This window comes from Streptomyces sp. NPDC111744 (genome assembly GCF_055634995.1).
Genome location: NZ_JBVKCG010000003.1, coordinates 364,288 through 377,114, shown reverse-complemented (window position 1 = coordinate 377,114; position 12,827 = coordinate 364,288). Strand labels below are relative to the sequence as shown.

The 12,827-nt window shown below is 68.1% G+C and carries 8 protein-coding genes; 4 read left to right on the top strand and 4 right to left on the bottom strand.

The window, feature by feature from the left end:
• Window positions 1-51 precede the first annotated feature (51 nt).
• Both ACZ7OO_RS08950 and ACZ7OO_RS08945 read left to right on the top strand, forming a co-directional pair.
• A complete protein-coding gene (locus tag ACZ7OO_RS08950; RefSeq protein ID WP_471502973.1) occupies window positions 52-297 on the top strand; it encodes a hypothetical protein in 246 nt (81 codons plus the stop codon).
• A gap of 679 nt (window positions 298-976) precedes the next feature.
• Window positions 977-1,168, top strand: coding sequence for a hypothetical protein (locus tag ACZ7OO_RS08945; protein ID WP_471502971.1), 192 nt, complete (start codon window positions 977-979; stop codon window positions 1,166-1,168).
• A gap of 435 nt (window positions 1,169-1,603) precedes the next feature.
• Here the strand turns inward: ACZ7OO_RS08945 and ACZ7OO_RS08940 are convergent, their stop codons facing one another.
• Window positions 1,604-3,826 carry an N-acetylmuramoyl-L-alanine amidase gene (locus ACZ7OO_RS08940; protein WP_471502969.1) on the bottom strand — a complete coding sequence of 741 codons (2,223 nt, stop codon included), beginning with the start codon at window positions 3,824-3,826 and terminating at the stop codon, window positions 1,604-1,606.
• A 551-nt stretch (window positions 3,827-4,377) separates the two neighbouring features.
• Here ACZ7OO_RS08940 and ACZ7OO_RS08935 point away from each other — a divergent pair.
• Together ACZ7OO_RS08935 and ACZ7OO_RS08930 are read left to right on the top strand one after the other, a co-directional pair.
• Complete coding sequence (locus tag ACZ7OO_RS08935) at window positions 4,378-10,581, top strand: DNRLRE domain-containing protein (RefSeq protein ID WP_471503406.1); 6,204 nt, start codon at window positions 4,378-4,380, stop codon at window positions 10,579-10,581.
• A gap of 194 nt (window positions 10,582-10,775) precedes the next feature.
• On the top strand, window positions 10,776-11,096 hold the full coding sequence (locus ACZ7OO_RS08930) for a hypothetical protein (protein WP_471502967.1): 321 nt from the start codon (window positions 10,776-10,778) through the stop codon (window positions 11,094-11,096).
• A 106-nt stretch (window positions 11,097-11,202) separates the two neighbouring features.
• Here the strand turns inward: ACZ7OO_RS08930 and ACZ7OO_RS08925 are convergent, their stop codons facing one another.
• From ACZ7OO_RS08925 to ACZ7OO_RS08915, 3 genes are all read right to left on the bottom strand, one after another.
• A complete protein-coding gene (locus tag ACZ7OO_RS08925; RefSeq protein WP_471502965.1) occupies window positions 11,203-11,463 on the bottom strand; it encodes a hypothetical protein in 261 nt (86 codons plus the stop codon).
• A gap of 205 nt (window positions 11,464-11,668) precedes the next feature.
• Window positions 11,669-12,301, bottom strand: a complete 633-nt coding sequence (locus ACZ7OO_RS08920; protein WP_471502963.1) for a DUF1345 domain-containing protein — start codon at window positions 12,299-12,301, stop codon at window positions 11,669-11,671.
• Between the two features lie 285 nt (window positions 12,302-12,586).
• Complete coding sequence (locus ACZ7OO_RS08915; protein ID WP_471502961.1) at window positions 12,587-12,823, bottom strand: hypothetical protein; 237 nt, start codon at window positions 12,821-12,823, stop codon at window positions 12,587-12,589.
• Window positions 12,824-12,827 lie beyond the last annotated feature (4 nt).

The window sequence follows — 12,827 nt, the reverse complement described above, 5'->3', positions numbered from 1 at the left end:
ACCCATATAGAGTCTTGTTTCTGTACGGATTCTAGTACGGATTCTGGTGGGATGCCGGTCATACCCGCCCGCCGCCCCCGGCGCGCCGCCGCATCCATTGAACGAGGTGGCGCAAACCTTCCGCCCCAGAGCTCGTACGACGTACGCGCCGGCCGTAACACGGTCCTGGAGTACGGAGTCTTCGGCCAGCATCTGCAGATGTGCGCGGCCATGGGCGACATCGACGGCTGCGCCCGGGCCCTCGACGAAGCCGAGAAGGTGCACTCCCTCGACGGCCACTCCCACAATGGCGGCTGACTCCGCTTCGACGCTTCCCGCCTCCTCGAGGAACGGGGGCCTGCTATCTCCAGCTCGGCCGTCCCGACCTCGCGGAAGATGCCCTCACCGCAGCCCTCGCCCAACCGCTGTCCCTGCGCCGTCGCGCAGCCGGTATTGAGCGACCTTGCCGTCCTCGGGGCCCATCGGGGTGACAGCGATCAGGTCGTGCAGTACGCGGAGACGGTGCTTGGTCTGGCCGACCGGCTGAACTCGGGATTCATCGGCAAGAAGCTGGACGGACGACCCGGCAGCAGGAGACGGACTCGGTCATCCTCGAGTGCATCGAGCAGACCCTCTGAACTCCGATAACGACGAAGCCTCCGTCCGGACCGCTCCGGCGCGGGGGCGCCTTCTTGCGTAGCCATCGAGGTAGCCACGGAAGCGTCCGCCCTGAACGTTTGCGAAGGTCATAGCGCTGCGGTAATTCTCCCCGGCGTACAGCCCGACTCGTCTGCCGCCACCTGCCGCTTTGCCCCGGAAAGGGCCTCTGACCTGCGTCGGAGGCTCTTTCCGGTCTTTCGGGGGCTTGCCGCGTTAGGCGGCGGAAAATCTCTGCGAAGTCCCGGTTGCAGCGGGTCGGGCGGTCGCCACACCGGTGGCGGTCCACGGCTCCGGCTACCCTGACCGGGCGGAGTACCCCGCTCGGCTGTCCCCCTCGATGCAGGCACCCATCAGCCACTACACCGTCCCTGCCGGTCAGGCATACGTCGCCACCCGACCGTCGGCCAACACCGACGACTACTTCATGCCCGGGGCAGTCGTCATCGGCGCCGAACAGATGTACACAGTCCACTATGGTCACCGCGTCGCGCTGGTCTACTCCGCGGATGTGACGGCGAGCGGCGTGTGACCTTGGGCCTCCGGTTCATCGTGGCGGCCCACCGAATGAGCCGTTGCTGCGTTGATCGGTGACTTGTATGACGGCGCAGCCCGTCTCGAGCCGGAAGAATGTCGGCGGGGCGCCTCCTGGAAACGTCCTGGCGGCCAATCAAAACATGTCGGCCCTCCTGGAGACCTCGGCCGCAGCCGGTTCGCTGCATCCGTGCCCGGCTCATCTCTTGACGTGCCGGGCACGGTTCGTCAGCCGCCCCAAGAGTGGGTGGAGGCCCTTCGGCTGCGGGCGGTGGCCGCACGAAGAGCGGGCCGGACTCGCGAGGATGTCGCGGCGGTGTCTCGGGTCTCAATCTCTCCAGGAAGCCCGGCCCCGGATCGCGAGAGAGGTGGGCCCGGTCATCGAGTGTGGACGACCGGGCCCGTGGGAGGGTACGGGGGAGACCTGGGGCGGTTACTTCAGGTAGACGAGTCCGTCGGTGGTGATGGTCGGGCGTCCGGAAGTGCCCACGACGACGATCTTGACGGTGTGGGCGGCACTGGTGGACCAGTTCTTGGTCCACGCCACGTCTCGGTACTTGGTGACGGTGGACTTCAGGTCGACGGTGGCCGTCTTGACGCCGTCGACGTAGACGTACGCCTGTCCGGAGGTGCCGGCACGCGAGACCACCCAGGCTGCCGAGCGGCCGGTGAACTTCCAGGTGAGCGAGGCGTTCTTGGAACCGGAGGTGTAGGACTTGCCGCCCAGGTAACTGCTGGAGGACTTGGTGGTCCAGGTGCCGGTCCGGCCGGCCGAGGTCTCCTGGAGGATGACCGGGGTGGCCGTGGTGGTCGCGGTGGTGGTGTTACCGGCCTGGTCGCGAGCCGTCATCGACCAGGTTGTGGCGGTACCGGAGTTCGAGGTCAGCGCAGTCGTGTAGGTGGCCGGGCCGTAGGTGTGCGCGGACGGCACCGTCAGGCGCACCTCCTTCAGCGCTGCGGTGTCGGTTGCCTTCCAGCCCAGGGCGACCGGAACGGCGGTGGGGTTGACGGTGCCGGTGTTCAGTGTCACCGAGGGCTTGGTGGTGAAAGTGGGTGCGGTGGTGTCGGCGATGACGGTGGCGTCGGGTGTCACCGCGGTGCGGCCCGAGACGTGTACCGCTCGCACGGCGACGGTGTGGGGGCCCGCCCCCAGGGTCACAGGGGCGGAGGTGGCGGTCGGGCCGGCGGTGGCTGCGACCTTGCCGTCGACGAGCACCTCGTAGCGCTTGACAAGTGATGCCGGCGAGGTGATGGCCCAGTTCACCGTGAGGGGGCCCTTGGTGTACGCGGTGGTGCCGACGACACCGGCCTGACCGAAGGGCTTGAGTGCGAGTCCGGTGACGGGCCCGCCGGCGAGGGTGCGGATGCCGGCGAGGGAGGCGTAGAGCTTGTCGCCGGGGCACTCGGTGGAGTAACCGTCACGGTGCCCGGAGATCCGGTAGAAGCTCGCCGTCTGCCCGAGCTTGAACTTGCCGTTGTCCAGACCGGCGGTCAGATCGACCTTGCCGGCGGGGTCGTGGCCGTACTGGCCGAGCTTCCAGGCGGCCAGGCGTGCCACGGAGGCTTTGGCTGCGGAGGATGCGTCGATCGAGGAGTACTCACCCAGGACCGCGACGCCGACGGTGTTGGTGTTGAAGCCCGGGGTGTGGGCGCCGATCACCGGCCGGTCCACACCTCCCTTGCGCCCTTCGAAGACCGTTCCGCACTTGTCGACGAGGAAGTTGTAACCGATGTCCTTCCAGCCGTTGGACTGGATGTGGTACGTGCGGATGGCGCGGACCATGGCAGCGGAGTCCGCGCAGGAGTAGTCGTTGGCGTTTACGGTGTGGTGGACGAAGACCGCTTTGACCTCGGTGCCGTACTCGGGTGCTTCACTGTTCAGCGACTCGTCAGCCCCCCACTGGGCGCGGGTGACGATCGGCGGTTCGGGCGCATTCGACACCGGGGCCGGCGGCAGGGTGGGGTTGGTCGATCCGCTCGGTGTCGGAGACGGGGAGACGGTGCCCGTGGTCGGCGAGTCGCTCGGCGACGGGGTGCTCGGCGAGGGGCTCGGCTCGACCACCGGCGGTGCATCCGTGCCCGTGCTCGCGTCCGCCGGCTCACTCGTCTCGTCGCCTGGCGTTGCCGTGGGCTCGTCAACCTTGAACGCGACTGGATCGGCGTCCACCGCGGAACGGCCCACACCCGGGTCGACCATCTCCAGCCGCATGCCGGCCGGAAGGGGCGCGCCGTGTCCGTCCACGCGGGCCTGGACACCGTTGGACGGGCCTACCCAGGCCGGGTCGGTCGCGCCGCGCCGACTCTCCTCCGCCGCGGCGCCGTTGCCACCGGTGTCCAGGGTGACCCACGATCCCCACGCGCCGGTGCGGGCGTTACGAGTCCGCACCTGCACGGTGCCCGGCAGTTGCGCGGACGGCTTGGTCCACGACAGACCGATCAGGCTGAACCCATCGGTGGCGCGCTCGGGCACCTCGGCCCGGTCGCCCTCGGCCTTCACCGCCGTGGTGTGCACCGTGGTGCTGACCGGCCCGGTCACCGGTGTGGTGCTCTTACCGTCCGGCCCTCCGGCGGTCCCATGAACCCCCTGGAACACGATGACGCCGGTCACCGTCGCGGCCACCATGGCGGCAGCGGTGCCCCACACACGTCTCTTCATGTCTTTCGACGCCCCCTCATGGCTTACGGCATCTCACATCGGGAGCACTCCTCAACCGATGTGTGCCGGGGCAATGGAAGCATGACAGCGGGAAAATCACGCAATCAGCGGCGGCGAATTCCGTCCCCTACTGAATGCCGGATGCCCAGTCACCAGGATTCAGGAAGGCTCATTTTCCGTCACGTCTCGCTCCGCGTGGCTTGATTCAGCCTGGAAGGTTGCAGCGCATTTTCTCCGAAGTGGGCGGACTTCGCTCTGGCAGGAATTTCTGCCCGTAGATCCCGATTGCGAAGGTTTGCCGGATCGGGTCTTTTTCCTGCTTTGGGTTTTTTCTTTACCAATGATTTACTGGTTTATCTCTACGTCAGGGGAATTTGATCTTGTTTGTTTCGCTTTGAGCTCCGATATGTTTCACGGCGCCCCGCAATCTGTGGGACTTCTGTGAACAAGGAGCTTGAGTGGGGAAGAGAGTGTGGGTCGGGCGTAGACCCGGCCTGCTGAAGTCCGGGCGAGGGTGGGGCCGGGGCATAGCCGGCTCGCTCGCTCTGGCTCTGGCCGTGACGGCGTTTGCGGACACGGCACCGGCGTTCGCCGCCGGGGCGGCTGGGCAGAAGGCCAAGTCGGCTTCGTCGCAGCGCGGTAAGCACTATCCGTCGTCGGCCGCGGACCTGGCGTCGGCGCGGGTGCTGGCACGGTTGTCGGGCAAGCGGGTCGAGGCGCTCGGGGAGCGTACGGAGACGTCGACGACCTGGGTGAACCCGAACGGTTCACTGACCACGGAACTGTCGGCGGGCCCGGTGCGCTTCCGTGACGGGAACGACTGGCGTGCCGTCGACCTGGATCTGCAGGCGAGCGATGGCTCCGTGGCGCCGAAGGCGCATCCTCGGGGGCTGCGGCTGGCCGGTGGCCGGTCCGGGTTCAAGGCGTCCGCGGACAGCGGGCGTTCGGGCCCGTCGACGGATCTGGTCACCTTGGGTGAAGGTGACCAGCAGATCGCCTTGCAGTGGAAGGGTGACCTGCCCAAGCCGCACCTGAAGGGCAACCGGGCCACCTACCGTGGTGCGGTGCCCGGCGGTGACGTGGTCGTGGAGGCGACACGTACCGGGTTCGAGCAGTTCGTGAACGTCAACACCCGTCCACAGGGCGGGGGTTACTCGTACACGCTGCCGTTGAGGGAGAAGGGTCTCAAGGTCGTCCAGCAGAAGGACGGCAGCCTGCTCTTCACCGACGGAAAGGGCAAGAAACGGGCTGTCATGCCCGCGCCACTGATGTGGGACGCGCGCGTCGACCCGGCCTCGGGTGAGCACACCCACCGGGCGCCGGTGAAGCTCACCGTGCGGCGGTCCAAGGGCACGATCAGCCTGGTCTTCACGCCGGACGCGAAGTTCCTGGCGGACCCGGAGACGAAGTTCCCGGTCACGGTGGACCCGTCGACGTCCGCGCTGTCGAACGTCTTCGACACCTACGTCCAGCAGGGTGAGACCGTCGACTGGTCCAGCGATGTGGAGCTGGACGTCGGCAACCCGGGGACGAAGAACGCCGACGGCACCGCACGGATCGCGCGGTCGTTCATCACGTGGAACACCGCACCCATCAGTGACTCGCTGGTGTCGAACGCCAAGCTGTCGCTGTGGAACTTCCACTCCGGCAACACCGACTGCAAGGCCTATCCCTGGGACGTGTGGGACGCGGGCAAGGCGTCGACCGCCACGCGGTGGAGCTCACAGCCCGCGTGGAACCAGAAGAAAGCCACGTCCACGGAGACCAAGGGCAACCCCGGCTGCGCCTCGGCGCCGGACGGCTGGGCGAACGCGGATGTCACCGACCTCGTCCAGACCTGGGCCTCCGCGAAGAACACCACGTCCGGGATGGGTCTGCAGGCCCCGGACGAGACGTCGGCGTCGTCGGTCATGCAGTGGAAACGGTTCAACTCGGCCAACGCGTCGTCCAACGTGCCGAAGCTGACCGTCACCTACAACTACCGGCCCAAGACGGGTACCGACCAGCAGGCCGGCCCGCCGTTCTTCCAGGACGGGTCGGGGGCGTGGTTCGTGAACACGACCACACCGACGCTGCGGGACACCTTCGTCGACGTCAACAACGACAAGGTCGACGGCACCTTCGAGATCGACGACGCCACCACCGGCACGCAGGTCGGCAACTACCTGGTCTCTCCGTACGTGCCCAGTGGCCAGCCGGCGTCGGTGACGGTCCCCTCCGGACTGCTCACCAACGGCAAGACGTACAAGTTCCGCACCAACTCCTACGACGGCACCCACTACAACCTGGGCTGGTCGGCGTTCGCCACGTTCACCGTGGACACCTCGGCGCCCTCCGCGCCCACGGCGGTGACCTCCACGGACTACCCCTCGAACGCGTGGGTCAAGGGCGTCGGCCAGGCGGGCGTGTTCAAGGTGACGCCGCCGTCCGGTGACCAGAACGGCGTCGAGTGGTCGCTGGACGGCACCACCTGGACCAAGGCAGCCACCAGCGGAACGACCCCGGTCAACATCACCGTCAAGCCGGCCAGGGCGGGCACCAACACCCTTCAGGTCCGGGCGACGGACCGCGCGGACAACAAGTCCGAGCCGGTGTCCTACACCTTCCACGTCGGCCCCGGCGGCGTCACCAGCCCCGACGAGGGCACCCGCACCGCCGCCCGGCTCCCGCTCACCGCGGAGGCCGACGGCGCCAAGTACGACCACGTGACGTTCTCCTGGCGCCGTGGTGACGCGGACACGTGGGCGAGTGTCCCGGCCGCCGACGTGACGGTGGGCGGTCAGCCGCTGACGGCCTGGCCCGTCGCGCTGACCTCGGGCAAGAGTCCCAAGATCACCTGGAACGCCACCAGCACCGTCAACCCCGACGGCGCCGTGCAGATCCGCGCCGACTTCACCGGCCCGAACAGCGCGACCGCGTCCTCCGACCCGGTCGACGCGGTCGTGGACCGCACCGCGGACGGCGCCGCCACCGAGGAGGTGGGTCCGGGTTCGCTGAACCTGCTGAACGGCGACTACACCCTCTCCGGCAACGACGCCTCGTTCTTCGGCCTCTCGGTCGACCGCACCGCGTCGTCGCGCTCCCCGCAGGCGGGCGGCGGCGACGGGCAGCAGGCGCCGATCTTCGGCAAGGAATGGCTCTACGGCGCCTCCAGCGAGCAGACCTCCACGCCGTGGTCGGGCATGTCGAAGACCTCGCCGACGTCGGTGAGCGTGTTCGCGGCCGGTGACGACACCCACCTGGACTTCACCCAGAACGCCGCGAAGACCGGCTGGATCCCCGAGGTGGGCTCCGAGGACTACGACCTCACCGGCAGCTTCGGCGGGACCTTCACGCTGAAGACCTCCGACGGCGAGGTCACCACCTTCACCCCCGTCAGCGGCAGCTCGACGCTCTACAGCGCCGCCTCCTCCTACCTGGACGGCCTGTCCGACACCACGACGACCACGGTCAGCGAGCCGGTGACATTGGGCGAGTACAAGACCTCGCGCCCCAAGATGATCATCGCGCCGACGTCGGCGGTCTCCGCGTCGACCTGTGTGACGACGCCGTCCACCAAGGGGTGCCGCGTACTGGAGTTCGGCTACGCGACGGCCACCACCGCGACCTCGTCGGCGCTGGGCGACGTGAAGGACCAGGTGTCGTCGATCAGGCTGTGGTCGACCGCGCCGGGCGCCTCCGCCGCCACCGCGCAGACCGTCGCGCAGTACGCGTACGACAGCAGCGGGCGGCTGCGCGAGCAGTGGGACCCGCGGATCAGCCCTGCGCTGAAGACCGCCTACACCTACGACGGCTCCGGTCGCGTCAGCACGCTGACCCCGCCCGGACAGCTGCCGTGGACGTTCACCTACGGGCAGGCCGGAACCAACCCGGCGGCCGGTGACGGCATGCTGCTGAAGGCCTCGCGTCCGACGCTGACGCCGGGCAGCGCGAGCCAGACCAACGGCACCGCCGCCACCAGCGTCGTCTACGGCGTCCCGCTGAGCGGCACGACGACCGCCCCGGAGGATCTCGGCTCCACCGCGACGGACTCATGGGGTCAGACCGACAAGCCCAGCGACGCCACCGCGGTGTTCCCCGCAGACCAGGTGCCCGCGGGCAACGACGGCAGCGCCCTGACCGCGGCCGCGTACACCCGAGCGGACATCCACTACCTGGACTCCTCCGGCCGTGAGGTCGACGAGGCCACTCCGGGCCACCACATCACCGCCACCGACTACGACCAGTTCGGCAACACCGTCCGCAGCCTGAGCGCGGGCAACCGTGAACTGGCCCTGGGCACCACCGCCGACCAGCGGACCCGGCTGACCGCGCTCGGCATCATCAACCTGTCCTCCGCCGAACGCGCCCAGCTGCTGTCGACCAGCACCCTCTACAACGACACCGGCACCCGCGAACTCGAAGAGGACGGGCCGCTGCACCAGGTCGTCCTCGCCGCCAAGCTGCTGAACGGCACGGCCACGGTCGCTCAGTCCGGCAGCACGGTCATCGCCCGTTCCCAGACCCTCAAGGAGTACGACAACGGCCGGCCCACCGACGGCACCGCGGCGGTGCAGGACCAGGTCACAAAGCAGACCGTGGGCGCCCAGCTGCGGGCCTGGCCCACGCTGACCGCCGACCCCAAGGTCACGGCCATCGGCTACGACTGGGCCAAGGGCGTGGCCAACAGCACCACCGCCGATCCGGGCGGGCTGGCGCTGACCACGACCACCACCTACGACAGCCAGGGACGCGTCACCAAGACCCAGCTGCCCGCCTCCACCGGCACCGACGCCGGAACCACCCTGACCAGCTACTACACCGGCGACGGCACCGGCACCTGCGGCGGCAGGCCCGAATGGGCCGGCGCGGTCTGCCAGACCGGCCCCGCCGCGGCCATCACCGGCGGCGGCTCCAACCCGACGCAGTTGCCCGTCAAGACCCTCGAATACGGCACGTTCGGGCAGACCACCAAGATCACCGAGACCGCCAACAGCGTCACCCGCACCACCGCGAACGGTTACGACACAGCCGGCCGGCCCACCACGGTCACCGTCTCCGGCGGGGTCGGGGCAGCCGTCCCGGCCACGACCACGTCGTACGACCCCGCCACCGGCGACGAGATCAAGCGGACGTCCACGGCCGGCGGCACCATCACCAAGACGTTCGACCAGCTCGGCCGTCAGATGTCCTACACGGACGCCGACGGCGGTACCACCAGCACCCAGTACGACACGCTCGACAGGCCCACCGTCGTCACCGACAGCGTGCCGTCGACCACCACCTACACCTACGACACCACCATCGACCCGCGGGGGCTGGCCACTTCGGTGACCGACTCCGTCGCCGGCACCTTCTCCGCCCGCTACGACGCCGACGGCACGGTGGCGAGCCAGGGCCTGCCCGGTGGCTACACCATGCAGCAGGACCTGGACCCGACCGGACGTCCCGTCGCACGCACCTACACCCGCAACAGCGACGGCACCGTGCTGGTGTCCGACAGCGTCACCGCGACCGTGCAGGGCCAGGTGGCCACCCACACCGGTACGCCCGGCGTGACAGCCTCCCAGGCCTACGCCTACGACAACGCGGGCCGCCTCACCCAGGTGCAGGACACCGGCGCCGACGCGGTCTGCACCACCCGCTCCTACACCTTCGACAAGAACAGCAACCGCAACACGCTCGCGACCGCCGCCGCGACCCCGGGCACCGACTGCACCACGACCGGCGGTACGAGCACCTCCTACACCTACGACAGCGCCAACCGGCTGGTGAACGCCGGCTACACCTACGACGCCTTCGGCCGCACCACCGCACTGCCGGGCAGCACGCTGGCCTACTTCGCCAACGACCTCGTCCAGCAGCAGACCGCCGGCACCCAGCGTCAGACCTGGACCCTCGACTCCGGCCTGCGGTTCCGCTCCTGGACCACCGAGTCCAACGCCTCCGGCACCTGGACCCAGACCGGATCCAAGCTCAACCACTACGACTCCGACGGGGACAACCCGCGCTGGATCGTGGAGGACACCGCCGGCGGGGCCCTCAGCCGCAACGTCGACGGACCCGACGGCGATCTCGCCGCCACCACCAGCAAGACCGGCGACACGGTCCTCCTGCTGGCGAACCTGCACAGCGACGTCACCCTCGCGCTGCCGGTCGACACCAGTGTGGCGCCGACCGTCCTCGACGCCGACGAGTACGGCAACCCGCGAGCGGGCCAGGCGGCGACCCGCTACGACTGGCTGGGCGGCAAGCAGCGTTCGTCCGAGACCGTCACCGGCCTCACCCTGATGGGCGTCCGTCTGTACAACCCGAACACCGGCCGGTTCCTCCAGGTCGACCCGGTCGCCGGCGGCAGCTGCAACAGCTACGACTACGTCTGCGGCGACCCGGTCAACATGGTCGACCTCGACGGACGCATGGCCGCGATCGCCCTCGTCGGTCTCGCCGTGGGCGGAGTGAGCGCCAGCACGGTACTCACCATCATCGGCGTCGCAGCCGTCGTGGCGATCATCGCCCTGATCTGGTGGTACGGAAAGAGCTGGGCGATCCACAAGGTCCGAATTCTGTGGGCCAAGGCCAGCAAGAAGTCCGGAAAGGAAAGCGCCAGCGATATTCCCTCCTGGGCCAGAGGGAAGGGGAGGAAGGCTGGTGAGAGCATTGATGAAGCAGTCGACCGAATATTCCGCGAACATTACGGCCGCAACCCGACGAAGCAGGAGCGTCGGAATGGTCACGAATGGAAGAAAATCAAGAAGCATCTGACCCGGAAGTAGTAGGTTTTTCGGTAGGCGGCCGGTATGTTCCGGCCGCCTACCGGCTCCTCGTGACGGGCGAGGCCTTAAATCCAGTGTCCGCATACCATTGAACATGGCATACTTCATCTATGACTTCACGAAATAATCGACTTCCTCGCGATCGCTCCTGGCCGCTTACTGCCACAGATGTCAGCGAGGCACTCGGTGGCAGAATGTCACACGTCAGCGATCTCAGATTTCTCTCGGAAAAGAGCGATACTGGCGATGTCATCGGCGTTGAATGGGTTGCTGCGCAGCCTTTCAACTACGGGCGCGGAACCCACCCTGATGCGGCCGGATTCCGCATCGATGTCATCCCGGTAGCGAAGGGTGATAGAGCTGATGCGCGCGCCGCTTTGCGGACGCATGCGCTGCCTCAACTCGGCGAATGGATGGACCGCGCCCTCATGGCCAGCGAAACCTGGCGTTCGAGTGACCACAGCCGTTACTGGCTGTTCGTCGACGGGAGCATCACGTTTCGCGACGAAGCGTGACGCCGACTTCATGGGTTGTCAGCGGGTGGGTCAGTTCACGGCAATGTGTGAGAGCAGGCGTTCGATCCTGCTCTCCGGCGCACGGGGCTGCAGAGGCGGACGGTGATCAGCAGGCGGTAGCCGTTGGGACTGCACAGGCGGGCACCGTCTCGGCGGCGAGCCGGCGAGTTCGAGCTCCCAGCGCGGCCTGGCGCATGGCCATGAAGTTGCCTTCGATGACAGCCGCTCGGTAGTGCTGCTCGTCGGCGCTGGACATCGGCATCCACTCGTCGACTTCGAACCGCTCCGGGAGCTCGGTGAGGACGTCTTCCTGAGTCCCGCCGCCCGAACCGCGCCATCTGGTGGCGCAGCAACTGCTCGCCGTCACCCTGCGACAGAACAAGCTCGGCGATCAGTTGTGGGACCGAGAACGGAATCCCGGCGGCCTGCTCCGACGTCATGGCCCACCCCTGCCTTCCCGCTCCGCCTGACCGCCGGCCGGCCACGTCAGCACGATGATCCTTCCCTACCCCGGACCCACCGGCTCACGCCGTAGGGCCGCACCGGCCCGACCCTGCCCCGGAGCCGCCACCTCAGCCGCTGACGATTCCCACGACGAGATTGATGGCGGTGGCGAGAATGCCGGTGCCGAAGACGTAGGAAAGCAGTGTGTGACGCAGCACGATCGCCCGGATCGCCGAACTCGACACGTCGGTGTCGGACACCTGATAGGTCATGCCGAGGTTGTAGCTGAAGTAGAAGAAGTCCCGGCACGCGGGAGGGTCGTCCGAATTGAAGTCGATTCCGCCCGCGGACTCGTAATACACGTAGGCGTAACGGGCGGCGTACATCAGATGCAGCGCGGCCCAGGCCGTGAAGACGCCGCACAGGGCGGTCGCCGCCGCCACATGGCCGGGGCCGGACTTGCCGCGCAGGAGGAGCAGCACGATGGCGGCCAGTCCGCACAGGGCCACCGCGACCACCACGAGTTCATCGGTCACGGGACGGAAGTCCTCACGCCCTGCATTGCGGTGGGTGGCCGTCGCGTCCATCTGCCACAGCACCGCCCAGCCCGCCACGACGAAGGGCAGTTCCGTCGTGGCGATCGCGGCCAGTGCGCCCAGTGCTCCGTCGGTCGCCAGCGCCACGGCCACCCCGACCACCGCTCCGACGACCGCCGCGATGATGAGGCGCGGCACGGCATCCAGGGGCAACGAGCGTCTCATGCGGCATCACGGTAGTGGCGTCGCCGCCGGTCAGCGCCTTTTCACGACGTCTGATCGACACGACGCGGCGCGGCTCCGCCCGGGGGGTGAGTGCCGCCGACGGCCCCAGCGACCGTTCCGTAACGCCTGCCAGATGCCGCCCGAACATCTCGGTCAGCGTGGATCACCGAGCATGGGAAGAGGACGACCGTGTGCGGGGACCATGTCGGGGTCGGCCGGCAGGCTTGGGCGGGGCGCGTGGGATTGAGCTCCGAGTCGGTTACGCCGAGGCGGTGATCCCGGGCCTCAACGCTTCTTGCATGCCGTTCTCGTCATCCAGGACTGGCAGGCCCAGCGGGTGAGCACGCCCACGGCCACGGCCGCGAGGATCGCCCCCCCGTCGATGACGTGCGGCAGTCCGGGGAAGAAGGCGAAGAAGGCGAGCGTGGCGACGAGCCCTACGAGAAATGCGGCGATCCCGGCTCTGCGCCGATGCGTCCCCCGGTCTCGGCCCGAGTTGTTCCTCTGTTGCTGCTCGACCATGAAG

What these genes read in the sequence shown, in the direction of transcription:
- ACZ7OO_RS08950 (WP_471502973.1), top strand. Translation starts at nt 52, where the DNA reads ATGCCGGTCATACCCGCCCGCCGCCCCCGGCGCGCCGCCGCATCCATT.
- ACZ7OO_RS08945 (WP_471502971.1), top strand. Translation starts at nt 977, where the DNA reads ATGCAGGCACCCATCAGCCACTACACCGTCCCTGCCGGTCAGGCATAC.
- ACZ7OO_RS08940 (WP_471502969.1), bottom strand. Translation starts at nt 3,826, where the DNA reads ATGAAGAGACGTGTGTGGGGCACCGCTGCCGCCATGGTGGCCGCGACG.
- ACZ7OO_RS08930 (WP_471502967.1), top strand. Translation starts at nt 10,776, where the DNA reads ATGTCACACGTCAGCGATCTCAGATTTCTCTCGGAAAAGAGCGATACT.
- ACZ7OO_RS08920 (WP_471502963.1), bottom strand. Translation starts at nt 12,301, where the DNA reads ATGAGACGCTCGTTGCCCCTGGATGCCGTGCCGCGCCTCATCATCGCG.
- ACZ7OO_RS08915 (WP_471502961.1), bottom strand. Translation starts at nt 12,823, where the DNA reads ATGGTCGAGCAGCAACAGAGGAACAACTCGGGCCGAGACCGGGGGACG.